Here is a 22172-nt window from a genome sequence, read left to right on the forward strand (position 1 = left end):
AGCGTCCATCCATGGTACGGCCAGCCGCCCGGTAACTGAGACGGATGTCCACGACCCGATACGGCGTCAGGCGGGGACGCGGATCGCGGCGAGCTGGGTCGCCTGCGCCACCAGGCGGTCCCGCGAGTCCCACACCATGGCCGTCTCGTCCATCCTCCCGCCGCCCACCTCGGTGACCGACAGGCGCACCTTGACCGGGCCGGGGGCCGGCAGGCGCAGCACGTGCGCGGTGAGCTGGATCGTCGGCGCCCAGCCCGGCAGGCCCAGGTCGTAGGAGGCCGGGGGCACCGGGTCGAGGGCCAGCAGCAGGCTGAGCGGGTCCCACGCGGCGCCGTCCTTGAGCCGCTGCCAGGTGTCGAGCCGCCCGCGCAGGGACGGCTCGCCGAACACGAAACCCACCTGCTCGGGGTGGAGCCGCAGCTCCAGCACGTCCATGAGCGGCACCGGGAAGGCGTTGCCCGGCACCTCTCTCGGCGCCAGGAAGCAGGACTCCTCCGGGGGCATCTCGACCGCCGGCGCCGACGTCCAGCGCGGATCGGCGTCGTCCAGCAGGCCGAGCGTCACCAGCGCGGCCACCCGCGGCCTGCCCTGCTGCGCGAGCTCCGCCCTGACCTGGGTCACGGTCCTCCCGGCGCGCAGCACCTCGACCAGGACCTCGGCCGGCCCGGGCTCCGGCGGCTCGGCGAACGACGCGCTCACGGCGGTCACGTGCGGGTGCCCGGGGCCCGCCGCGCTTTCGAGCGCCGCCCTGGCCAGCACCGCCATCAGGTAGCCGCCGTGCAGCTTGTCGCCGACGCTCCACGTCGCGTCCAGCCTGGCCTCGTACGTGCCCTGGCCGGTGGTCTTGACCGCCGTCGCCTCGTCGAATCGCGTCATGTGCTCCCCTTCGCAGAGGATCAGATTGACATCGTTAACCTAACGGCGTCAACCTAGGGAGGTGACGGAGAAACGGGTCCGCGCCCGGCGCGGCGACGGCGCGCTGCTGCGCGAGGAGCTCCTGCGCGCGGCCGAGGAGCTGCTGGACGAGACCGGCACCGAGGAGGCGCTCACCGTCCGCGCGGTCGCCGCCCGCGCGGGAGTCTCCACGCCCTCGGTCTACCTGCACTTCGCCGACAAGGAGGAGCTGCTGGAGGCGGTGTGCCTGCGGGTGTGGGACGAGCTCGGCAGGCTCGTGGCCGAGTGCCGGGACCCCGACCCGTTCCTGCGGCTGGGCCGGTGCGGCCGGGCCTACATCCGTTTCGCGCTGGACCACCCGGTGCAGTACCGGGTGCTGATGATGACCCCCTCGGCGGGCGAGGGGGTGCCGCCCGCCGCGCAGGCGTGCTTCGGCTACATGGTGGACGCCGTGCGCGCGTGCGTCGAGGCGGGGGTGATGCGCGGCGAGCCCGAGCGGCTCGCCCTGGCCCTGTGGTCGGCGGCGCACGGCTGCGCCGCGCTGCTCATCGCGCAGCCGTCGTTCCCCTGGCCGGACCGGGACGCGATGATCGACCTGATCGTCCGGATCAGCGGGTTCGGCGCCGCGCTCGGCCCGCGCATGGCGGGCGCCCTGCCGCCCAGCCGGGAGCTCGCCGCCGCGCTGGACGCCTTCGAGGCCCGCCTCGGTGGTCAGCTCCCTGAGCGGCCCTGACTCCTGCCGGTCGCCCACCGGTGCAGGGCCTCCCTGGAGCCGGCCATGTCCAGGTTGGCCGCCGCCTCGATCAGCCCCAGATGGGTGAAGGCCTGCGGGTAGTTGCCCAGCGCCGTGCCGTCGGGCGCCATCTCCTCCGAGAACAGGCCGAGCGGCCCCCGCAGAGCTCCTCGATCACGCGGTCGAGCACCTGCGCGCGCACCTCGTCGGCGGCCCGCCGCCAGCGGTGCGCCGGCGCGCTCTCGTCACCGAGCAGCCCGGCCAGCCGCACGCCCCGGTCCAGGTACACCCACGTCATCACCGTGGAGCCGACGTAGTGGCGGAGCGGGCCGCGGATCTCCCAGACACCGTGATCCGGCTCCCGCCAGAGCGTGCTCACCGGGTCGACGTACCGGCGCAGCAGGGCCGCGAGCCCGCGTACCCCTCCAGATGGTCGAGGACGACCTCCGCCCCCTCCTGCTCGCCCCTGATGCCGGCCATGGACGCAGCCGGCCCGAGCCGCTCACGCATTCGTGCAGCAGGAAGCGCATGTAGCGCACGCCCTCGTCGGCGTGGCCGAGCCGGAACAGGGCGAGTACCGTCAGCGCCGCGTCGCGGTGCCAGGTGTAGCGGTAGTCCCAGTTGCGCTCGCCGCCGATGGTCTCCGGCGGCGAGGTGGTGGGCGCCGCCACCAGCGCCCCCGACTCCTCGTACATCAGCCCGCGCAGCACCAGCGCGCTGCGCCGGACGTGCGCCCGCCCGGTCCCGATGTCGTCGCCCCGGCTCGACCCACGCGGTACGGGTCGCGCGCAGCAGTGCGTCGGCCCTGCGGACGCCGACGGCACGCCGTGGCGCGTCCGCGTACCCCAGCACGACGGCGAACCCCTCACCGGGTCCCAGCGACGTCTCGATCCCGAGGACGGAGCCGGAGCGGAGCAGCGGCCGGTCGGCGGCGGCCCACAGCCGGGGCTCCTCGTGCACCCACGTCCCGTCGCCGTCCGGCCGCCACCGGGCCGTCTCCCGCGCGTAGCCGGGCCGGGCTCGATCCCGATCCGGACGTCGGCGGTCCCGCCGGCCGCCCGCACCACGCGGACGAGCAGGTGCCGGGCGGCGAGCGGGCCGGCCGGGTCGCCGTCGCCGGCGACGGCCAGGAAGTCCGTCACCGTCACGGCCGCGTCGCCGGTGCGGTGGACGCTCTCCAGCACCAGGGTGTCGCCGAGATAGCGGCGCTCCGGCGCTCCCGCGCCCGCCACCTCGATGCCGAGGGCGCCGCCGCGGTCGCGGTCGAGCAGGCGCGCGAACACGCTCTCGCCGGCGAAGGCCGGCACGCGGAACCACTCGACCGCCCCGTCCGGGGCGACCAGCGCGGCGGTGTGGGTGTCCGACAGGAACGCGTATCCGTCGATCGGCGGGAAGCGTGCGCTCAAGCCGGTTCCCGCAGCTGCGGCAGCACCTTCTGGCCGAAGGCGTCGATGAAACCGCGCTGCTCCTGGCCCACGTGGTGCAGGAAGAGCGTGTCGAAGCCGAGGTCGGCGTACTCGGCGAGCCAGCCGGCATGGCGTTCGAGGTCGGCGGAGACCAGCACGGCCCGCCGCACGTCGTCGGGCCTGACGGTGGCGGAGGCCTGCTCGTACTCCTCCGGTGTCGACAGGTTCCAGGGCACGTCGCCGCCGAGCACGCCCGTACGCCACTGCTCGTGCGCGATCCGCAGCGCGGTCTGCTCGTCCTCGGCCCACGACAGGTGGACCTGCAGGTAGACCGGCTTGCCCGCGCCGCCTCCCTCGCGGAACGCCTCGACGACCCGGCGCAGCTGCGGCACGTCCTGGTTGACGGTGATGAGCCCGTCGGCCCACGAGCCGGCCCATCGGGCGGTCTCGGCGCTGACGGCGGCGCCGATCAGCGGGGGCGGGGTCTGGGGCAGGGTGTAGAGCTGGGCGCGGTCCACCGTGACGAGCCCGCGGTGCGACACGCACTCCCCGGCGAACAGCGCCCGCATGACGTCGACGCACTCCCGCAGCCGCGCCTTGCGCTCCGGCTTGGCCGGCCACCTGTCGCCGGTGATGTGCTCGTTGAGCGCCTGGCCGCTGCCCAGCGCCATCCAGAACCGGCCGGGGAACATCTCGCAGAGCGTGGCGGCCTTCTGCGCGGCCACCGCGGGGTGGTAACGCTGACCGGGCGCGGTGACGACGCCGAACGGCAGGCCGGTGCCGGCCAGCGCGGCTCCCAGCCAGGACCAGGCGTAGCCGGAGTGGCCCTGGGCGTGGCTCCAGGGCGCGAAGTGGTCGGAGCACATCGCGGTGGTGAAACCCGCCTCCTCGGCCCGGCGCACTGCCTCCAGCAGGGCGCTCGGCGCGAGCTGTTCGTGCGAGGCGTGGAAACCGAGTCTGGCCATGGGGAGAAACTCCTTCTGCGGGTCCGGACGGTCATCAGGGGCGGCACGCGCCGCCCCGGTGTTCCGGTTTCCGCTTCCCCGCCGGGGCCCGCTTATGTGGGCGCGACGCGTACGGAGACGTATCCGCGAGAAGGAAGGCCGCCGCGGAGAGGCGCGGGTATGCCCGTGAGGCCTCTCCGCCTGCCCGTCAGCCCTCGCCGTAGCGCGGGGGCAGCACCTGGGCCGCGATCTCGTAGATCTTGTCGATCTCCGTGTCGGTGAGCGCGCGCTCCCGCTTGGTGATCCACCGGCGGGCCCGGACGCCCTCGTAGACGTCCACGCCCTTGATCGTCATGATCTTCCAGGGCACCGGCGGGCCGTAGATCGCCAGCGACGGCACCACCGACACCTGGTGGCCGTAGGCCTTGCTGATCAGCTCGGCGGCCCGGGTCGCCTCGCCCCTGGCCTCGACGAGGCGGTCCTTCTTGTCGAAGGGGCCGTGGAAGAGCTTCTTGCCCATCTGCACCCGTACGGGAAGCCGCTTGTCCCACTTCTCCGAGTCGACCGCGTACACGCCCGTCGGCCCGACGACCAGGTGGTCGATCTGCGCTTCGGTGCCGGGGATGGCGCGGGCGTGGAGGGTGCGGTAGCCGCGGCGCTCAAGCTGGCGCAGCTGCGCCTCGGTGCGGCGCTCGGCCACCGAGGAGCGCCGCCAGGCCGGCACCGTCGAGTTGGAACGCGCGCGGTAGATCGCCTCGCCGATGGCGGCGAGCACGCCCGCGGTCACGCCCACCCGCCAGTCCATGACCAGGAGACCCACGGCGACGCCGACGGCGAGGGCCAGCAGCGCGCGGTTGCGCATGCGGCGGAAGCGAGGCTGCTGGAGCAGCTCGCGCATGGAGGCCCGCTCGACCGGCGCATAGGTGGTGGTGGGCGCCGCAGGTTTGGCGGTCTGCTCGTTTTCCGGTCTGTCGCTCACCCAGATCGGGGACGTGTTGTGACCGTCTTCACGCTGAGGGTCGGAGTCCACGTGATTCACCGTAGCCCGGGGTTCTGATGCATTCCTAGTGCTGCCTTGTCCATAGTTTTATGGCCCGGCTCACCGTGTCCTACGCCCGGTTTCCGGGTACTTATTACGTTCCTCTCTAGAGAGGTAGGGAGAGCCCGAGGCGATCCTAGCCCTGCCGGAGGGTGTGGCGATCATGTTGACCGGGTCTTTGGCATCTCCTGTCGAGACTCTCGTACCTGGGTCTGGCCGGACCGGCGGACCGGGATTACGTTCGTGATGTGAACAGCGCGCTGGAGATCCTGCTCTTCCTCATCGGGGTGTCGCTGGGACTGTTCGTGCTGATCAGCCTGCTCGTGCTGATACCGGGGCGCGGTGCCGCGCGCAAGGCGGAGGCCGGGCCGGTGTGGATCGGCGGACCCGGCCGCGGCGACCGCGGCGTGAGCACGTCGGGGCTCGTGCTGGTCGACCGGCCGCCGCAGTGGGCGCCGCCGGGAGAGGCCGACTGGGTCGCGGCGGCGGAGACCGCCGAGCCCGGCATGCGGGTCGGTGGCGCGTCGGCGGGATGGTGATCGGGATGCGAACTCTCTCCGCGGCCCAGGCCGACGACGTCCGGCAGGCCCTGCGGGCCGCGGAGCGGCGCTGCGCCCTGCGCTTCGCGCTCTTCCTCGGCTCGCCCGTCGGCGGCCGGCGCCACTTCGCCGAGCGGCTGCACGCCGCGCTCGACGAGGAGGCGGACGACGCCGTCGTGATCATGGTCGACGTACGGGGCCGCGCCCTGGAGATCGTCACCGGCGAGAACGCCAGGCGCCGGCTCTCCGACGCGTCGTGCCGGCTGACGGCGATGTCCATGGCCACCGCGTTCAGCGCGGGCGACCTGGTGGGCGGCCTGCTGTACGGGATCGGCGCCCTGGCCGAGCAGGCCGGCGCCCGCCGCTAGCCGTCGATCAGCGCGGCGATGTGCTCGCTCACGCCCCTGAGCAGCGTGGACGGCTCGATCGGCGCCGCGGCGACGGCGGCGAAGAACGACGGCAGGCCCGGCAGCGGGAAACCGTCGTCGCGGGCCGCGGCCGCGCCCACCGGGCTCTTGCCGAGCGTGCTCCGGCTGCGCTCCCACGCGTCGAGCACCTCCTCCGGCGACGGCACGCCGAAGCCGTGGCCCACCGGCGCCGCGTGGCGCAGGCGTACCAGCGGGGTCTCCGCGAACGCGAGCGCGACGCGGGCGCGCTCCTGGAGGCCGGCGCGCGGCTCGGGAGCGATCCAATCCATCGCCGTGCAGGGGTTGCGGCAGGTGGCCACGCACACCGCGAGCGCGCCCGCCACCTGGCTGTGCTGCCGGTCGAAGTACGCGCGCCAGCCCTCGGACGGCTCTCCCGCCACCCGCAGCGTCCGGTTGGTGGCCGACTGCTCCGCCTTGGTGTGGTCGCACTCGCGATCGCCGATCACGCCGAACCGGCTGCCGGTCGCGCTCAGGCCCTCCGGCCAGCGGGCGGGGTCGCCCGCGTGGCCCAGGTGCGGCTCGAACGCCAGCAGCGGCAGGTATTCGGCGGCGATGTGCACCGCGGCGATCATCGGGCTCAGCTCGCGGCGGTGCCAGCGGATCGCGATGACCTCCAGCAGCAGGCCGTAGGCGGGGCGCAGCGACTCCAGCGCGCCGCGCGGCTGCTCGCGCGGGGTCTGCGGCATGTGGCACGCCCGGGCCTGCCGCCTGAGCGACGAGGGCACCGCCTTGGTGTCGACGGCGAAGTCCTCGGCGTCGAGCGACAGCAACCGCTGCCCGAACTCGCAGGCCTCCGCGATCCGAGGGTCGGGCGACAGCGCCCCGAGGTCGGCGAACGCGTAGCGGCGCGCCAGCGCCACGAAAAGATCACGAGTCGTCTCCACCGGATCACCCTACTCAGACCGGACACCGGCGGGTCCCTCGGCGAGGAATCCCCGGGTTAGGGTGGGGCGATGTCTGTCGCGCGGCGCGGGGTCCTGCTGGGCGCGGCGGCGTACGTGCTGTGGGGGCTGTCCGCCCTCTACTGGCCGCTGGTGGAGCCCACCGGGCCGGTGGAGATCCTGGCGCTGCGGGTGCTGTGGTCGCCGGTCGCGATCGGCCTGCTGGTGCTGGCCCTCGGCAGGCGCCGCAAGGTGGCGGCGATCCTGCGCCGGCCCCGCGACGTGGCCCTGCTCAGCGTCGCCAGCGTGCTGACCTCGGTCAACTGGGCGCTGTTCATCTGGGCGACCATGAACGGCCACGTCGTCGACGCCTCGCTCGGCTACTTCATCACCCCTCTGGTCAGCATCGCCTTCGGGGTGGCGCTGTTCAGGGAGCGGCTGCGTCCCGCCCAGTGGGCGGCGATCGGCCTCGCGGCCGTCACCGTGGTGGTGCTCACGATCGAGTACGGGGGGCCGCCGTGGATCGCGCTGGGCCTGGCCGTGACGTTCGGCACCTACGGGCTGATCAAGAAGAGGGTGGCCGTCGGCGCCGTGGAGGGGCTGATGGTGGAGACCGCCGTGCTGTTCCCGTTCGCGCTGGCGTACACGGTGGTGCTGCAGGCGAGCGGGCAGGCGACGTTCGGGCACGTGTCGGCCGCCAACACGCTGCTGGGCGTCGGGTCGGGGTTCGTGATGATCGTGCCGATGCTGTTGTTCAGCGCCGCGGCCACCAAGATCCCGCTGAGCGTGACCGGCATGCTGCAGTACATCGAGCCGATCGTGCAGTTCCTCGTCGGGCTGCTGGTCTTCCGCGAGCCGATGCCGGCCACCCGGTGGCTCGCGTTCGCGGTGCTGTGGGCGGCGCTCGCGCTGCTGGCGGCCGACGGCCTCAGGCGACGGGCTCGGGAGAGCGCGGATCGTCGAGTTCCACCGCGATCCGCTCGATCATCTCGAACTGCCGCATCAGCCGTTCGAGATCAGGAGGAGACACGGTGAACGTGTCGTACACCGCCTCGCCCCCGGCCGTGTAGCTCAGCTCGTGGCCGCAGGCGTCGTCCCACAGGCCGCTGATCACCCGCAACGCCGGCGACAGCCGGTCGGCGTGGATGCGCCGCACCTTCACGCCCGCCTCGGCCTGCTCGCGGGCCAGCGCGTCGAGGGCGTCGCTCCACTCGCGGTAGATGAACACCCGCCTGATCACCACGCCCCTGGCCAGCGCGTCGGCCTGCGCCCGCCAGTATTCGCGGCCGACCGGCTCCAGCCACCACTCCAGGTCGACGGAGGGCACGCTGGTGACGCAGATCTGCCGCTTCGCCTGCCGGATCAGCCGCAGGAACACCCCGTTGTCGCCATAAGGGGCGCGGAAGTGGCCGCGCTCCAGGTCGGCGAGCGTGCGCAGGCACTCCTCGAAGGCGTCGCGGCAGGCGTCGTCGGCGGGCGTGCCCTTGTACTGGAGCTCGACGTGCTTGGCGGCGCGCAGCATCGGCTCCATGAGGTCGGGCAGCCAGGGGATCTTCTCGATCGTGGACACCAGGGCGCCGACCCGGGTCTCGTGGTCGACCCGGCGCCGCTCCCGCAGCAGCGTCTGGACCTGGAGGGTGATGACGCCGCCGAGGAGGCCGGCCACGGTGCCGAGGGCCTGCGCGGTGTCCTCACGCACGTAGAAGATCACGGCCAGCAGGACCGAGAGGACCGTGCCGATGATCAGGACCGGATCGACGATGACCGACTTCTGCTTGGCGGGCCTCTTCACCAAGGGCTCCAGGGGGTGAGCGACGGTGGTCAGACGCGACGATAGCCGATCTTGACCGCTGTCACCCGGACCGTCAAGGACAGGGTGTCGTGACGCACTGGATGTCGCCGGTCGGCTTGGCCGTGGGCTCCTGGGTCGGCTCGTGCGGGTCGGGCTCGGACGGCTCGTCGGTCGGCTCGCCGGTGGGGTCGGGCTCCGGCTCGGTGGTCGGGTCGGGGGAGGGGGTCGTCGGCGGGTCCGTCGGGGAGGGGGACACCGTGGGGGTGCCGGTCGGGCTGGGCCTGCCGGTGACGGCCGGCGGCGGGACCCGCGTCGGCCTGCCGTCGGACGCCTGATTGCCCGCCTCGGTCGGCCGCCCGGTCGCCGTCGCCGAGGTGTGCGGCTCGGACGAGCTCGCGGGCGGGAGGACGGGGTTCTGCTGGGCGGTCTCGGCCGGGCGCATCCACACCATGGCCGCGACGCCCGCGGTGACCAGCATCGCGAGCACCGTCGCGAGCATGGCGGACACCGCGCGCCTGCGCCGGGGCGCGGGCGCGGCGCCCGGGGAGGTCATGGCCGTGCGGGCGGCCCGCGCCATGTCCTCGGCGGAGGCGTAGCGCCGGTCGGGCGCCTTCTCCAGCGCCCTGGCCACCACCTCGCGCGGCCCGCGCGGCACCTCGGGCGGCAGCGGCGGGACGGGCGCGTGCAGGTGTTTGTAGATGATCTGGACCGGGGTGTCGCCCTCGTAGGGCAGCCGGCCCGTCAGGCACTCGTAGGCCACCACGCCGAGCGCGTAGACGTCGACCGCCGGGGTGATCTCGCTGGAGGTCGCCATCTCGGGCGCGCAGTAGCCGGCCGAGCAGAGCATCGACCCGGTGGCGGTGAGCTGGGCGGCCGACGCCGAGTGGGCGATGCCGAAGTCGGTCAGCGCCACCGAGCCGCCGGCCCGCACGACGAGGTTGGCGGGCTTGACGTCGCGGTGCACGATGCCCTGCGCGTGGGCCGCGGCCAGCGCGTCGGCCACCTCGGCGACCAGCCGCATGGTGGCCACCGGGTCGAGCGCGGCCCGGCGCAGGTGCTTGTCGAGCGACTCGCCCTCGACGAACTCCATCACCAGGAACGTCACCTGGCGGCCGCCGATCTCGCAGCTCCCGTAGTCGTAGACGTCGACCACGCCCGGATGGCGCAGCGTGGCCATGGCCCTGGCTTCGTTCTGGAACCGCTGGAGGAAGGCGGCGTCCTCGCTCAGCGCGGGCATGAGCACCTTGACGGCGACCGTGCGGCCGAGCACCGTGTCGGTGGCACGCCACACCTCGCCCATGCCGCCACCGCCGACCCGCTCGGTCAGCAGGTAGCGGTCGTTCAGCGTGGTTCCGGCACCCAGCACGCCATCCACGCTAACACCGGCTCAGAGGTGCCCGCGCTCGGAACGATCCGGTCGTCACACCACCGTTTCCCGAGGCAGGAGCGGTCCTGCCACGGGTCGTCGGCTCAGGTCGTGAAAACGGGGGACAGACCGGGCCAGTGCGCCGCCGCAGACCACCGGGGGGCGGTCGAGCGGGGCGGGCAGCACGACCTCGCGGCCGCCGCGCAGCGGGCGGCCGGTCCAGACGTCCACCCAGTCGCCCCCGGGCAGGTAGACCGGCATCTCCGGGACATCGGGATCGGTCACCGGGGCGACCAGCAGCGCGTCGCCCAGCTTGAACTGCAGCGGATACCGCCAGACGGCCGGGTCGTCCGGGTGGTCGAAGAACAGCCCGCGCATCAGCGGCGGCCCGTCCAGCGCCCGCCCGGCCTGCTCCGCCAGGTAGGGCACCAGCCGTTCGCGCAGCTCGGCGAGCCGCCTGAAGACCGGGACCACCCGCTCGTCGCCGGTCCGCTCCGCGACGTTCCACGGCGTGCGGTCCCGGAGCGGCTCGCGGTGGTGGTTGAACTCGGAGTGGTACTGCATGATCGGCATGAACGCGGCCGCGCCCGCCGCCCGCAGATACAGCTCCGCGCCCGGCACGTCACCGGAGAACCCCGCCAGATCCCACCCCCAGTACACGACCCCGCAGGCCGAGGCGGTGATCCCGGCCCTGATCGAGGCCCGGAACGCCTCCCAGGTCGAGTCCTCGTCCCCCGCCCAGCAGGCGCCGTGCGGCTGCGAACCCGCGAACCCGGCCAGGCTGAACGTCACCGGCGCCTTCCCGCGCCGCCGCAGCAGGTCACCGAACGCGCGCGCGTAGTGGACGGGGAACAGGTTGTTGCCGTCCGCGCCCCCGCGGCCGTCGGCGTAGCGCAGGTCGTGGCCCCACGCGTGCTCGCCGCCGTCGGTCTTGAACCCGTCGACGCCGACCTCCGCCACCAGGTAGGCGCGCTTGGCCGTCCACCAGTCGCGCACCTCACGCGACGACAGGTCCGGCATCAGCGCCAGCGGGAACCACCAGCCCCGGTTCCGGTACGGCCGGCCGTCGGCCTCCTTGACCCCGTAGCCGCGCTCCACGAGCTGACGGGCGTCCACGGCGGCCTGGTGCCCCGGGTGCGGGCGCGTCTTCTGCAGCGGGATCTGCCAGAGCAGCACCTTGATCCCGCGCTGGTGCAGCTCGTCCACCATGCCCCTTGGGGTCCGGCCACGGGCCGTCCGCCGGGAAGGTGTAGTCGGCCAGCCGGTGCGGCTCCTCGGACGGTTCGTACTCCGCCCCTCGGAAGGCGGTGAACGTGGTCTCGTCGCTCCACGCCTCGATCACCACCGCGCCGAGCTCCCGCCGTGTCTCCACCTCCGGCGGGCTCGCCGTCAGCGTCACGCCCGTGGCGGGGGACCTTGCGGTCACGGTGTCGTCCCGATCAGGCGGGCGCGGACCAGGCGGCCCTGCTCACCGGCCGCCCCCGCCGCGTCGAACGGGGTGGCCAGCACCAGCGCCGCCGCCCCCTGCGCCCAGCTCGTCTCGTCCCAGCTCTCGACCTCGACCGAGATGTCGCGCCGCCCCGGGTAGAGCTGGGCCCGCAGCGCCCGGTCGAACCCCACCTGCCAGAACGGCCAGTCGGCGGTGCCCTCGCCGAGCACCACCACGACCTCCGGATCCACCACGTTGACCAGCCCGGCGGTGGCCCGTCCCAGGATCTCCCCGGCCTCGGCGAACACCTCGCACGCCACCGGGTCACCGCCCACGGCCGCCCGCCCCAGCGCGGCCACGGCCCCCAGCGGATCCGCCACGCCGTCCGGGGCCGGCGCGTCACCCGACCGGGCGCGGGCCGCCGCCAGCAGCCCCGCGGACCCCACGAACGCCTCCAGGCACCCGCGGGCCCCGCACCCGCACGCCGGCCCCCGCGGGTCCACGCACAGGTGGCCGAACTCGCCCGCGCCGCCGCGCGCCCCCCGGTACACCCGCCCGTCGGCCACGATCGCCGCGCCGACCCCGCGCCCGATGGTCAGGACGAGGAAGTCCCGGTGCGTACGCCCCCTGCCGTACAGCCGCTGGGCCGCCGCCAGCGCGTTCACGTCGTTCTCCACCAGCACCGGCAGGTTGAGCCGCCGCCGCAGCCGCTCACCGACGGGCATGGCCTGCCATCCCAGCGTGGGCGCGTTGACCGTGCCCACGCCCTGGTCGTCCACCCCGCCGGGCACCCCGACGCCCACCCCGAGCAGCGGCGGCCCGTCGATGATCGCCGACAGCACCGACTCGATGGCGTCCGCCAGGTCGCCGGGCGCGTCGGCCGCGCCCGGGTCGAACGGCCGCACCCACGACCCGAGCACCTCGCCGTCCAGCCGCACGTCCACCAGCACGAGGTGGTCGGCGGTCACCTTCACGCCCAGCGCGTGCCAGGCGCCGCCGACGAGCCCCAGCCGCTGGGCGGGCCGTCCGCCGCGCGACGGCTTGAGGTCGAGCTCCTCGACCATGCCGTGCCCCATCAGCTCGCGGGTCAGCTGCGTGACGGTCGCCGGGCTGACGTCCAGCTCGCGGGCGATCTCGCTGCGGCTGAGCGGCCCCACCGTGCCGAGCAGGGAGAGGATCGCCGTACGGGTGAGATCTCCGCGGTCGCTACCGGCCATGAGCGCACTTTCTTCAGCAATAAAGTTAGTCCTGAAAATATGAGCCCCACGCAACACCCCTGTCAACCCCCGGAAACACGAAAAGCCCCTCTCCATCAGGGAGAGGGGCGGGATGTGTGAGGGGCGGTCGCCCAGCCCTTCTTCCAGGAGGAAAGGGGCGGGGCATGTGAGCCCCAGCCCCTCCCCGGGAGGGGCTGGGCGCACGTGTAACGGCCCCTCCCGGTGGGGGAGAGGGCCGTTACGGAGGGTCGCTAGGCCGCGTCGCGCGCGCGGTTGCGCAGCGCGCGGCTCACGCCGTCGGCGCCCTCCAGGATGAGCCGGCGCAGCGCCTGCGGCGGCCGCTCCGCGTCCAGGTACGCCTGCGCCGCCCGGACCGTCTCCTCCTCGATCAGCAGCGACGGGAAGCACCCGACCGCGAACGTGGAGGCCTGGTCGAACGTCCACTCCCGGTAGATCCGCCCCACCTCGGCGAAGTACTTCTCCCGGTAGGGCGCCAGGAGCTCGGGGTGGTGCGGGTCCTGGAACCCGGTGATCGTGGTGCGGGCGATGTGGTTGGGCAGCTCGCCGCCGACGATCCGCTCCCACGCCGCGGCCTTGGCCTCGGCCGTGGGGACGACGGCCCGGCACAGCGCCGCCGACCGCTCGCCGGTGGCCGTCGGGTCGCGCCGCAGCTCGGCCTCGATGTCGTCCGGGCCCAGCTCGCCGCCGCTGACCAGCGCGGAGGTGAGGGTCCAGCGCAGGTCGGCGTCGACGCTCAGCCCGTCGGGCACGTCGGTGCCGTCGAGGATGGCCCGCAGCACGGCCAGGTCCTCGGCCGAGGTCGCGACGGGCGCGAACGCCTGCAGGTAGGCGAGCTGGTGGTCGGAGCCGGGCTCGGCCGCCGCCAGCAGCGCGCGCAGCTCGCGGGCCAGCAGCGCCATCCCCTCGGGCCGCCACGCCGGGTCGGCGTACTGCTGGACGGCCTGCCGCGCCTGCCGCAGCACGGTCTGGAGCACGGTCAGGTCCTTGACCGTGCCCACGCCGGAGGCCACCAGCTTGACGTAGTCGCGGGTGGACATCTCGCCGTCGCGCGTCATGTCCCACGCCGCCGACCAGCACAGCGCCCGCGGCAGCGACTCGGTGAACGTCGCGATGCCGCCGTCGACGAGCGTGCGCAGCGACCGCTCGTCCAGCCGGATCTTCGCGTACGTGAGATCGTCGTCGTTGATCAGCACGAGGTCGGGCTGCTCCTCGCCGGCCAGCTCGGCCACGACGGTGCGGGGGCCCACCACGTCCAGCTCGACCCGCTTGGTCCGGGTCAGCTCGCCGCCGGCCAGCGAATAGAGGCCGATCGCGACCCGGTGGGAGCGCAGCGTCGGGTAGTCGGCCGGCGCCTCCTGGAGCACCTCGAACCGGGTGAACCTGCCGTCGGCCACCTCGAACGACGGCCGCAGCGTGTTGACCCAGGCGGTCTCCAGCCACTCCTTCGACCACGCGGACAGGTCACGCCCAGAGGTCCGCTCCAGGGCGGTGAGCAGGTCCTTCAGCTCGGTGTTGCCCCAGGCGTGCTCGTTGAAGTAGTCGCGCACGCCCGCCAGGAAGTTGTCCAGCCCGACGTAGGCGACGAGCTGCTTGAGCACCGAGGCGCCCTTGGCGTACGTGATGCCGTCGAAGTTGACCTCGACCGCCTGCATGTCGGGGATGTCGGCGGCGATCGGGTGGGTGGACGGGAGCTGGTCCTGCCGGTAGGCCCAGGCCTTCTCGACGTTCGCGAACGTGGTCCACGCGCCCTTGCCCCACCGGGTGGCCTCGGCCTGGGCGAGCACGGACATGTAGGTGGCGAACGACTCGTTCAGCCACAGGTCGTCCCACCAGCGCATGGTGACCAGGTCGCCGAACCACATGTGGGCCATCTCGTGCAGGATCGTCTCGGCGCGCCGCTCCACCACCGCGTCGGTGACCCGGGAGCGGAAGACGTAGTCCTCCAGGAACGTCACGCAGCCCGCGTTCTCCATCGCGCCCGCGTTGAACTCCGGCACGAACAGCTGGTCGTACTTGCCGAACGGGTAGCGGACCCCGAACACCTTGTGGAAGAAGTCGAACCCCTGGCGGGTGACCTCCAGGATGTTGTCCGCGTCGAGGTGCTCGGCCAGGGAGGCCCGGCAGTAGACGCCCAGCGGGATGCCGTCGTGCTCGGACGTCACCTTGTGGTACGGCCCGGCCACCAGGGCGGTGATGTAGGTGGACATCACCGCTGTGGGCGGGAACGTCCACCGCTTGGCAGCGCCCTGCTCGTCCACGGCGGAGGCCGCCGCGTTGGAGACCACCTCCCAGTCGCCCGGCGCGAGCACCGTCAGCTGGAAGGCCGCCTTGAGGTCCGGCTGGTCGAAGCAGGCGTACATGCGGTGGGCGTCGGCCGTCTCGAACTGGCTGTGCAGGTAGACCTTCTGGTCGACCGGGTCGACGAAACGGTGCAGGCCCTCGCCGGTGCGCATGTAGACGCAGTCGGCGTCGACGACCAGCTCGTTGGACTCGGCCAGCGAGGGCAGCGGGAAGCGGCCCTGGTCGGCGTCGTAGGCGGACACGTCGAGGTCCGCGCCGTTGAGCGTCACCTTGCGCACGCGCGCGCCGTGCAGGTCGATGAACGTGTCGGCGCCCGGCCTGGTACAGGCGAAACGCACCGTGGTCACGCTGTCGAAGCGCTCCTCGCCCGCTGTCAGGTCGAGCGCCACCGCGTAAGATTCGACCTTCAACAGGCGGGCCCGCTCGCGTGCCTCGTCCCGGGTCAGGTTGCCTGCCAAGTTGCGCTCCTTTTCAACCACTTCGTCGGGGTCAGCCGGATCCCTGGAATAGGATTCGAGCCTCCCCAGGTTATGGCCCACATGAGCGAGAAGACTCCTGTGGATTTGTGGTTCGATCCTTTCTGCCCGTTCGCCTGGGTGACGTCACGATGGCTTCTCGAAGTGGAGACGGTTCGCCCCATCGAGCCGCGCTGGCACATCATGAGCCTCAACGTGCTCAACGAGGGCAAGGACGTCCCCGAGGCCTACCGCGAGCAGATCGTCCGCGCCATCGGCCCGGTCCGGGTGGTGGCCGCGGCCGCCGCCAAGTACGGCGACCACGTCGTCGGCCCCCTCTACACCGAGCTCGGCACCCGCTTCCACAACCAGCGCGCGATCAGGCGCCTCGGCGACCTGCGCGACACGGTCCAGGACGCTCTCGCCGCCGCCGGCCTCGACACCGCCCTCGCCGACGCCATGGACTCCACCGAACACGACGAGGCCGTGCGCCGCTCCCACGACGAGGGCATCGGCCTCGTCGGCCAGGAGGTCGGTACGCCCGTCATCCGCGTCGGCGACAACGCGTTCTTCGGCCCCGTCATCACCTCCATCCCGCGCGGCGAGGACGCCGGACGCATGTGGGACGGCGTCCTGCTCGTCACCGGCTTCGACGAGTTCTTCGAGCTCAAGCGCTCCCGTACGAGCGAGCCCCGCTTCGACTGATTTTTCGACTCCACTCGGTAGGAGAACGTGACAAGCAGGTTGATACAGCTCACTCCGTGGTGAGCCGCGGTCTCGCAATGTGACCCGCGGCACGCCAGGATGAAGTCATGCGTCAGCTATACATCGGCGGTTCGTGGGCCGCCTCCGCCTCGGGAGAGGCCATCGATGTCGTCAATCCGGCCACCGAGGAGATCATCGACCGGGTGCCGGCGGGTGCGCCGGCCGACGTCCAGGCCGCGGTGGCGGCCGCGCGGCGTGCCTTCCCCGGCTGGTCGGCCACGCCGCCCGCCGAGCGGGGCAAGCTGCTGGCCGCCGCCGCCGAGCTGCTGAAGCAGCGGGCCGACGAGGTGGCCAGGACGATCGCCACCGACATGGGCTCGCCGCTCGGGTTCGCGCTGAAGGTGCAGACGCTCATGCCCGCCGGGGTGCTGGCCTCCTACGCCCAGCTGGCCGACAGCCATCCGCTCGAGACCCGCGTGGGCAACTCGCTGGTGGTCAAGGAGCCGGTGGGCGTGGTGGCCGCGATCACGCCGTGGAACTACCCGCTGCACCAGATCGTCGCCAAGGTGGCCCCCGCGCTCGCCGCCGGCTGCACGGTCGTGCTCAAGCCCAGCGAGGTGGCGCCGCTGGCCGCGTACGCGCTGGCCGAGATCTTCCACGAGGTGGGCCTGCCCGCCGGGGTGTTCAACCTGGTCAGCGGGCGCGGCCCGGTCGTCGGCGAGGCCATGGCCGGCCACCCCGACGTCGACCTGGTCTCCTTCACCGGCTCCACCGTCGCCGGGCGGCGGGTCGCCGCCCTGGCCTCCGACGGCGTCAAGCGGGTCGCGCTGGAGCTCGGCGGCAAGTCCGCGAACGTCATCCTGCCCGACGCCGACCTCGGCGCGGCCGTCAAGGTGGGCGTCGCCAACTGCTTCATCAACGCCGGCCAGACCTGCTCGGCGCTGACCCGCATGATCGTGCACCGCGACCGCTACGACGAGGCCGTCCGCCTGGCCGTCGAGGCGACCGCCAAGTACACCGTCGGTGACCCGTTCGACGAGACGACCAGAGTGGGCCCGCTGGTGTCGGCGGCGCAGCGCGACCGGGTGGTCCGCTACATCAACCGCGGCCAGGAGGAGGGCGCCAGGCTCGTGGCCGGCGGCACCGACCGGCCGCTGCCGCGCGGCTACTACGTCGAGCCGACCGTGTTCGCCGGGGTCGAGCCCGGCATGGTGATCGAGCAGGAGGAGATCTTCGGCCCGGTGCTGTCGATCATCCCCTACACCACCGAGGACCAGGCCGTCGAGATCGCCAACGGCACCCCGTACGGGCTCGCGGGCGCGGTGTGGGCGGCCACCGAGGAGCGCGCCGTCGCGGTGGCGCGCAGGCTGCGCACCGGGCAGGTCGCCGTCAACGGCGGCAACTTCAACCCGATGGCGCCCTTCGGCGGCTACAAGCGCTCCGGCATCGGCCGCGAGCTGGGGGAGTACGGGCTGGAGGAGTTCTTCGAGATCAAGGCGCTGCAGCTCTAGCCGCTACAGCATCATCCCGCCGGTGGCCCGGATGCTCTGCCCGGTGATCCATCGCCCGTCGGGGCCGGCCAGGAACGCCACCACGGCCGCCACGTCGCCGGGCGTGCCCAGCCGACGCAGCGCGGTGAACTGCGGTGCCTGCTCCAGCGCCTCCGGCGGGTTGGCGGCGCGCAGCATGTCGGTGTCGGTCGCGCCCGGTAGCACGTTGTTGGCCGTGATGCCGCGCCCGCCCAGCTCCCGCGCCGCCACCTTGGCGAACTGCTCCACGGCGGCCTTGGTGGCGGCGTAGAGCGCGATGGCGGGCGCGGGGACCTCGGTGTTGAGCGTCGAGACGTTGATGATCCGGCCGCCGTCGCGCATCACCCTGCCCGCCCACTGGACGGCCAGGAAGACGGCCCGGGTGTTGACCGCGAACATCCGCTCGTACAGCTCCGGCGTCACGTCGGCGATCAGCGCCGGCCCGGTCTCGGCGGCGTTGTTGACCAGGATGTCGACGCCCGGCAGCCGGTCCTCGGCCGTGGCGAGCAGCCGGGCGAGGTCGTCCTCGCTGCCCTGGTCGCAGCGCACGGCGAGGGCGCCCGTCTCCTTGGCGACCCGCTCGGCGGCCGCCGCGTCCTGCCGGTAGCTGAAGACCACCTCGGCCCCGTCGGACGTCAGCCGCTCCACCACGGCTCTGCCGATGCCGCGCGAGCCCCCGGTCACCAGAGCGCCCTTTCCGGAAAGCACAGTCATGCGCCCACCCTAGGTTCGGAGCATGATCTCGCGCGCGTCGTTCTTCGGCAGCCGGTCCACGAACAGCCGGCCGTCGAGGTGGTCGGTCTCGTGCTGGAAGCAGCGGGCCAGCGAGCCGCGCGCGCTGATCCGTACGGGCCGCTCCAGCCGGTCGACGCCCGCGACCGTCACCCCCGCGGCGCGGGCCACCGGCGCGTAGGCCGGCAGCTTCGTCCGCCGGTCGGGCACCGACAGGCAGCCCTCCTCGTCGACGACCTCCGCGGGGTCGTCGACGGTCAGCACCGGGTTGACCACGTGGCCCTTGCGCCCGCTGATGTCGTAGACGAACAGCCGCCGCGCGACCCCGATCTGCGGGCCCGCCAGGCCCACCCCGCCGACCGCGTACATCGCCTCGAACATCTCGTCGACCAGCCGGCGCAGCTCGCGGTCGAAGCTCCCGACGGGCTCGGCGGGCGTGCGCAGGACCGGATCGCCGAGCACGCGGATCTCGCGCATGGGGGCTCCCCTCTCAGTAAGGACCAGTGGCCAAAGGAGTTCCTTACTCTAGCGATCGGGGCCGCGGTCGGAGCCGCCTCTGCCCCGCTGTGGAAGACTGGTGAGGTGCGTGTCTACATCGGTGCCGACCATGCCGGCTATGAGCTGAAGAACCACCTGGCGTCGTGGCTGAAGGACCACGGTCACGAGGTGACCGACTGCGGTCCCTTCGTCTACGACGCCGAGGACGACTATCCCGTCTTCTGCCTGCGCGCCGCCGAGGGCGTCGCGGGTGACCCCGGCAGCCTCGGCGTGGTCATCGGCGGCTCCGGCAACGGCGAGCAGATGGCCGCCAACAAGGTGCGCGGCATCCGGGCCGCGCTGGCCTGGAGCGAGGAGACCGCCTCCCTGGCCCGCGAGCACAACAACGCCAACGTCGTCTCCATCGGCGCGCGCATGCACTCCACCGAGGACGCGACGAGGTTCGTCGAGGTCTTCCTCACCACCGCGTTCTCCGGCAGCGAGCGCCACAGCCGCCGCATCGCCCAGGTCGAGGCCTACGAGACCATAGGGCAGCTGCCCTCGCTCCCGGGCTAACCCCGCCGTTTGCCCTCGCGCCTGGGCGTCTCGTCACGCAGGGGCCGCCGGTCGGCGGTCTCCTGCTGTTCCTTCGACGGGCGCGACACGTCACGCGCGCGCATCGCCGTGATCGCGGTGATCTGCAAGCTCTGCAGGGCCATACGGCGACTGTACGTCAGAAGACGAGACCGGCGAACGGCTTCGGCTGCCAGGCCATGGCCGTGGCCAGCGCCCGCACCGCGCCGGGCGTCCGCTCGCCCAGCATCCCGGCCGCGTGCAGCGCGCCCAGATCGCCGTCGCCGAGGTAGGCCGAGCCCAGCGCCGCCACGTCCAGCGTGACGTCCGGCTCCTCGTCCACCCGCTTGCACTCCGCCCCCGTGGTGTCGGCGCGCAGGCGCCGGCGGCCCGCGTTCCACGGGCACACCTCGTCGGCGACCTCCAGCACCAGGTCCACCGGCGCCGCGTAGGCGCGCGACTCCAGCGCCCTGTCGACCTCCACGAGGCGTACCCACAGCTCGTCCGACCAGCTGGGGCGGAGCTGGCGGGGGTTGGCCATCAGCGCGAACAGCGGGTCGTCCACCGGCCTGGCGTGGGCCACGATCCGCGTCACCAGGTCACGGTCGAGCACCCCGCGCCACAGCAGCGCGTACGCGGCCGGATCGGCGGCGAACAGCTCCTGCAGCCGCACCTCGCCGTCGGGCATGCCGTCGCCGTCCCAGCCGCTCTTGATCCGGAACAGCGCGTAACCGCGCACCCCGTCGTCGTCCTCGGCCAGCAGCGACCGCAGCGGGCCCGCGCCGTTCTGGTCGAACTCCTCGTCGGCCAGGACGGCGTCCCAGAACGCCGCGTTCCGGTCGTACAGGCCGGGCCGCGAGCCGGCGACGGAGCCGAACAGCCGCTCGTACTCGCCGCGGACCTCGGCCGGCCTGACCACCCGCAGCCGCAGCGACGCGTCCACCGGGGCGCCGGGGACGAACGCCGCGCCGTGCCTGGCGATCGTGAACGACATCTGCCCCGCCGCGCGCCCGTAACCGAACCGCCCGTAGATCGGCGCCTCGGACGCGTACAGCGCCGCCACCGGCTCCCCGCGCTCGCGCACGTCGGCGAGCTGCCTGCGCATCAGCGACGACAGGATGCCGCGGCGGCGATGCGAGGAGAGCACGGCGACGGCCGTCACGCCCGCGACGGGCAGCCGCCCGCCCGGCACCGTCATGGTGAAGCTGTGCACCGACGTGGAGGCCACCATCGTGTCACCGTCGAAGACGGCGAGCGTGCGGTCGAACTCCGTCTGCGCCTTCCACCGCTCGGTCTGCCGCGGATGCGGTGTCCAGTTGAAGCCCTCGGAGAGCACGCCGGCGAACGCCGGCCATTCGCTCTCGGCGATCGGACGGATCGGATACGTCATCCGTCCACGGTACGAGCGAGCCCTCGCCGGGGCCACCGAATATCCCTGGTAAACGATCAAGGCTCTGGTCAAGTCGGCTGCCCAAACGCGAGCCAGACCGATACAGTCGAGCGCATCATGAGTACCCGACCGGCGCCGCTGATCCCGCCACGGCTCCGCGCGATCCTGGTGCGGGTGCCGTTCCTGGTGCAGCTCGTCCGGTTCCTCAGGCGCGGGGCGGCCAGGGACCGCAACCTGCTGGTCGCGCTGACCGTGGTCACGCTCGTCGTCGGGCTGCTCGCGGCCCAGGTCTCCACCGAGTGGTTCTCGCCCTCGCTGCTCATCCTCGTCACCCTGGTCGGCGGCCTGCAGCTGCGGGTGCGCAGCCTGGTCACGCTGCTGGTCGCGGTGGCCGTCTCGCTGGGTTACATCGCCGTCACGCTCGGCGCGGGCAGGGTCGGCGTCGGCCTCGCCGTGACGATCGGGTTCACCGCCGTGCTGGCGCTGCTCATGGCCCGCACCCGCGGCAAGCTCGGCGTCCAGGGGCTGCGCGGCGACGCCATGCTGCTGGAGCTGCGCGACCGGCTCAAGAGCCAGGGCGAGCTGCCCCCGCTGCCCAAGGACTGGGGCGGCAAGGTCGTGCTCAAGCAGGCCGGCGGCTCCTCCTTCGGCGGCGACTTCCTGGTGTCCATGCGCGACGGCGACCGGGTCGACATCGCGCTGGTGGACGTCTCGGGCAAGGGCGTCGACGCCGGCACCAGAGCGCTGCTGCTGTCGGGCACGTTCGGCGGGCTGCTCGGCTCCGTCGACGACTTCCTGCCCGCCTGCAACGCCTACCTCCACCGCCAGCGCGGCGACGAGGGGTTCGTCACCGCCGTGCACGTCCGGCTCGACCTGGCCACCGGCGACTACACCATCACCTCCGCCGGCCACCCGCCGGTCGTGAAGTTCGACGCCGGCACCGGCAACTGGGAGGTCGCCTCCGCCAAGGGCGTGGTCCTCGGCGTGGTGCCCGACCTCCACTGCGAGCCCGAGACCGGCACCCTCCACAAGGGCGACGCGCTGCTGCTCTACACCGACGGCCTGATCGAGCAGCCGGGGCGCGACATCGACGCCGGGCTCGACCGGCTGCTCGGCGAGGCCGAGCGGCTGCTGCCCTCCGGGTTCCGCGACGGGGCGCGCGCCCTGGTCAACGCCATGGCCTCGGGCCACAGCGACGACTGCGCGCTGGTGCTGATCTGGCGCCCGTAGCCGTCCTTCGCATACCCCGTATGTCACGTAAGCGTCCGGGCCCGTCGAGTTCGACTACGCTTGGGACGTCGAATCGTCCGGTCTGGAGCGC

Annotated in this window: 24 protein-coding genes; 8 read left to right on the forward strand and 16 right to left on the reverse strand. The window is 73.0% G+C overall.

Annotation, left to right across the window (positions count from 1 at the left end; genetic code table 11):
* Positions 1-66 precede the first annotated feature (66 nt).
* Positions 67-876: a thioesterase family protein gene (locus tag KME79_RS27630; protein ID WP_219547036.1), complete on the reverse strand. Its 810-nt coding sequence runs from the start codon at positions 874-876 to the stop codon at positions 67-69.
* A gap of 61 nt (positions 877-937) precedes the next feature.
* Between KME79_RS27630 and KME79_RS27635 the strand changes: the two genes are divergently transcribed.
* Positions 938-1627, forward strand: a complete 690-nt coding sequence (locus KME79_RS27635) for a TetR/AcrR family transcriptional regulator (protein ID WP_148029921.1) — start codon at positions 938-940, stop codon at positions 1625-1627.
* Here the strand turns inward: KME79_RS27635 and KME79_RS45355 are convergent.
* The 5 genes from KME79_RS45355 to KME79_RS27650 all read right to left on the reverse strand — a co-directional run bounded on the left by KME79_RS45355 (position 1606) and on the right by KME79_RS27650 (position 5007).
* On the reverse strand, positions 1606-1758 hold the full coding sequence (locus tag KME79_RS45355) for a hypothetical protein (protein WP_246640527.1): 153 nt from the start codon (positions 1756-1758) through the stop codon (positions 1606-1608). The genes KME79_RS27635 and KME79_RS45355 overlap by 22 nt on opposite strands.
* Positions 1698-1964 (reverse strand): hypothetical protein, encoded by a 267-nt coding sequence (locus KME79_RS45360; protein ID WP_308249076.1) that lies wholly within the window; start codon positions 1962-1964, stop codon positions 1698-1700. The genes KME79_RS45355 and KME79_RS45360 overlap by 61 nt, the downstream gene beginning before the upstream one ends.
* Positions 1873-3033, reverse strand: coding sequence for a glycoside hydrolase family 15 protein (locus KME79_RS45365; RefSeq protein WP_308249073.1), 1161 nt, complete (start codon positions 3031-3033; stop codon positions 1873-1875). The genes KME79_RS45360 and KME79_RS45365 overlap by 92 nt, the downstream gene beginning before the upstream one ends.
* The gene (locus KME79_RS27645) at positions 3030-3998 is read right to left on the reverse strand and encodes a TIGR03885 family FMN-dependent LLM class oxidoreductase (RefSeq protein WP_219547038.1); all 969 of its coding nucleotides are present in this window, start codon (positions 3996-3998) and stop codon (positions 3030-3032) included. Before KME79_RS27645 ends, KME79_RS45365 begins: the two co-directional genes overlap by 4 nt.
* Positions 3999-4185: 187 nt before the next feature.
* A complete protein-coding gene (locus tag KME79_RS27650; RefSeq protein WP_148029924.1) occupies positions 4186-5007 on the reverse strand; it encodes a nuclease-related domain-containing protein in 822 nt (273 codons plus the stop codon).
* Between the two features lie 257 nt (positions 5008-5264).
* Between KME79_RS27650 and KME79_RS27655 the strand changes: the two genes are divergently transcribed.
* Entirely contained in the window at positions 5265-5555 is a 291-nt protein-coding gene (locus KME79_RS27655) for a hypothetical protein (RefSeq protein WP_219547040.1), read from the forward strand.
* A 5-nt stretch (positions 5556-5560) separates the two neighbouring features.
* Positions 5561-5923, forward strand: coding sequence for a DUF5130 family protein (locus KME79_RS27660; protein WP_187281009.1), 363 nt, complete (start codon positions 5561-5563; stop codon positions 5921-5923).
* On the opposite strand, the gene KME79_RS27665 is transcribed toward KME79_RS27660, so the two are convergent.
* Positions 5920-6867: a hypothetical protein gene (locus tag KME79_RS27665; protein WP_219547042.1), complete on the reverse strand. Its 948-nt coding sequence runs from the start codon at positions 6865-6867 to the stop codon at positions 5920-5922. The genes KME79_RS27660 and KME79_RS27665 overlap by 4 nt on opposite strands.
* A 69-nt stretch (positions 6868-6936) precedes the next feature.
* Between KME79_RS27665 and rarD the strand changes: the two genes are divergently transcribed.
* Positions 6937-7899, forward strand: a complete 963-nt coding sequence (gene rarD / locus KME79_RS27670) for an EamA family transporter RarD (RefSeq protein ID WP_219547044.1) — start codon at positions 6937-6939, stop codon at positions 7897-7899.
* On the opposite strand, the gene KME79_RS27675 is transcribed toward rarD, so the two are convergent.
* The 5 genes from KME79_RS27675 to pepN form a co-directional block, all read right to left on the reverse strand.
* Positions 7793-8656 carry a hypothetical protein gene (locus KME79_RS27675; protein ID WP_148029929.1) on the reverse strand — a complete coding sequence of 288 codons (864 nt, stop codon included), beginning with the start codon at positions 8654-8656 and terminating at the stop codon, positions 7793-7795. The genes rarD and KME79_RS27675 overlap by 107 nt on opposite strands.
* A 73-nt stretch (positions 8657-8729) precedes the next feature.
* Complete coding sequence (locus KME79_RS27680; RefSeq protein WP_219547047.1) at positions 8730-10022, reverse strand: serine/threonine-protein kinase; 1293 nt, start codon at positions 10020-10022, stop codon at positions 8730-8732.
* A gap of 54 nt (positions 10023-10076) precedes the next feature.
* On the reverse strand, positions 10077-11231 hold the full coding sequence (locus KME79_RS27685; protein WP_219547049.1) for a TIM-barrel domain-containing protein: 1155 nt from the start codon (positions 11229-11231) through the stop codon (positions 10077-10079).
* Positions 11232-11444: 213 nt separating this feature from the next.
* Positions 11445-12668 (reverse strand): ROK family transcriptional regulator, encoded by a 1224-nt coding sequence (locus tag KME79_RS27690; protein ID WP_219547051.1) that lies wholly within the window; start codon positions 12666-12668, stop codon positions 11445-11447.
* A 251-nt stretch (positions 12669-12919) separates the two neighbouring features.
* Complete coding sequence (pepN, locus tag KME79_RS27695; RefSeq protein WP_219547053.1) at positions 12920-15448, reverse strand: aminopeptidase N; 2529 nt, start codon at positions 15446-15448, stop codon at positions 12920-12922.
* Positions 15449-15529: 81 nt separating this feature from the next.
* On the opposite strand from pepN, the gene KME79_RS27700 reads away from it, so the two are divergent.
* Both KME79_RS27700 and KME79_RS27705 read left to right on the forward strand, forming a co-directional pair.
* Entirely contained in the window at positions 15530-16150 is a 621-nt protein-coding gene (locus tag KME79_RS27700) for a mycothiol-dependent nitroreductase Rv2466c family protein (RefSeq protein WP_219547055.1), read from the forward strand.
* A 107-nt stretch (positions 16151-16257) separates the two neighbouring features.
* Positions 16258-17661, forward strand: a complete 1404-nt coding sequence (locus tag KME79_RS27705; RefSeq protein ID WP_219547056.1) for an aldehyde dehydrogenase family protein — start codon at positions 16258-16260, stop codon at positions 17659-17661.
* 3 nt (positions 17662-17664) lie between these two features.
* On the opposite strand, the gene KME79_RS27710 is transcribed toward KME79_RS27705, so the two are convergent.
* Both KME79_RS27710 and def read right to left on the reverse strand, forming a co-directional pair.
* Complete coding sequence (locus tag KME79_RS27710; protein ID WP_246640528.1) at positions 17665-18393, reverse strand: SDR family oxidoreductase; 729 nt, start codon at positions 18391-18393, stop codon at positions 17665-17667.
* Positions 18394-18402: 9 nt separating this feature from the next.
* Positions 18403-18888 carry a peptide deformylase gene (gene def, locus KME79_RS27715; RefSeq protein WP_219547059.1) on the reverse strand — a complete coding sequence of 162 codons (486 nt, stop codon included), beginning with the start codon at positions 18886-18888 and terminating at the stop codon, positions 18403-18405.
* Between the two features lie 105 nt (positions 18889-18993).
* Here def and KME79_RS27720 point away from each other — a divergent pair, with 105 nt between their 5' ends.
* Entirely contained in the window at positions 18994-19464 is a 471-nt protein-coding gene (locus tag KME79_RS27720) for a ribose-5-phosphate isomerase (RefSeq protein ID WP_148029941.1), read from the forward strand.
* Here the strand turns inward: KME79_RS27720 and KME79_RS27725 are convergent.
* Complete coding sequence (locus KME79_RS27725) at positions 19461-19607, reverse strand: hypothetical protein (protein WP_187281010.1); 147 nt, start codon at positions 19605-19607, stop codon at positions 19461-19463. The two genes, KME79_RS27720 and KME79_RS27725, sit on opposite strands and share 4 nt — an antisense overlap.
* A 14-nt stretch (positions 19608-19621) precedes the next feature.
* Positions 19622-20851: a GNAT family N-acetyltransferase gene (locus tag KME79_RS27730; protein WP_219547061.1), complete on the reverse strand. Its 1230-nt coding sequence runs from the start codon at positions 20849-20851 to the stop codon at positions 19622-19624.
* Positions 20852-20968: 117 nt separating this feature from the next.
* Here KME79_RS27730 and KME79_RS27735 point away from each other — a divergent pair, with 117 nt between their 5' ends.
* Positions 20969-22081, forward strand: a complete 1113-nt coding sequence (locus tag KME79_RS27735) for a PP2C family protein-serine/threonine phosphatase (protein WP_148029943.1) — start codon at positions 20969-20971, stop codon at positions 22079-22081.
* The last annotated feature ends 91 nt before the right edge of the window (positions 22082-22172 follow it).

The organism is Nonomuraea harbinensis (genome assembly GCF_019396385.1).
GTDB lineage: Bacteria > Actinomycetota > Actinomycetes > Streptosporangiales > Streptosporangiaceae > Nonomuraea > Nonomuraea ferruginea.

What these genes read in the sequence shown, in the direction of transcription:
- KME79_RS27630 (WP_219547036.1), bottom strand. Translation starts at nt 876, where the DNA reads ATGACGCGATTCGACGAGGCGACGGCGGTCAAGACCACCGGCCAGGGC.
- KME79_RS45355 (WP_246640527.1), bottom strand. Translation starts at nt 1,758, where the DNA reads ATGGCGCCCGACGGCACGGCGCTGGGCAACTACCCGCAGGCCTTCACC.
- KME79_RS27645 (WP_219547038.1), bottom strand. Translation starts at nt 3,998, where the DNA reads ATGGCCAGACTCGGTTTCCACGCCTCGCACGAACAGCTCGCGCCGAGC.
- KME79_RS27660 (WP_187281009.1), top strand. Translation starts at nt 5,561, where the DNA reads ATGCGAACTCTCTCCGCGGCCCAGGCCGACGACGTCCGGCAGGCCCTG.
- rarD (WP_219547044.1), top strand. Translation starts at nt 6,937, where the DNA reads ATGTCTGTCGCGCGGCGCGGGGTCCTGCTGGGCGCGGCGGCGTACGTG.
- KME79_RS27685 (WP_219547049.1), bottom strand. Translation starts at nt 11,231, where the DNA reads ATGGTGGACGAGCTGCACCAGCGCGGGATCAAGGTGCTGCTCTGGCAG.
- KME79_RS27690 (WP_219547051.1), bottom strand. Translation starts at nt 12,668, where the DNA reads ATGGCCGGTAGCGACCGCGGAGATCTCACCCGTACGGCGATCCTCTCC.
- KME79_RS27700 (WP_219547055.1), top strand. Translation starts at nt 15,530, where the DNA reads ATGAGCGAGAAGACTCCTGTGGATTTGTGGTTCGATCCTTTCTGCCCG.
- KME79_RS27705 (WP_219547056.1), top strand. Translation starts at nt 16,258, where the DNA reads ATGCGTCAGCTATACATCGGCGGTTCGTGGGCCGCCTCCGCCTCGGGA.
- KME79_RS27710 (WP_246640528.1), bottom strand. Translation starts at nt 18,393, where the DNA reads ATGACTGTGCTTTCCGGAAAGGGCGCTCTGGTGACCGGGGGCTCGCGC.
- def (WP_219547059.1), bottom strand. Translation starts at nt 18,888, where the DNA reads ATGCGCGAGATCCGCGTGCTCGGCGATCCGGTCCTGCGCACGCCCGCC.
- KME79_RS27725 (WP_187281010.1), bottom strand. Translation starts at nt 19,607, where the DNA reads ATGGCCCTGCAGAGCTTGCAGATCACCGCGATCACGGCGATGCGCGCG.
- KME79_RS27730 (WP_219547061.1), bottom strand. Translation starts at nt 20,851, where the DNA reads ATGACGTATCCGATCCGTCCGATCGCCGAGAGCGAATGGCCGGCGTTC.
- KME79_RS27735 (WP_148029943.1), top strand. Translation starts at nt 20,969, where the DNA reads ATGAGTACCCGACCGGCGCCGCTGATCCCGCCACGGCTCCGCGCGATC.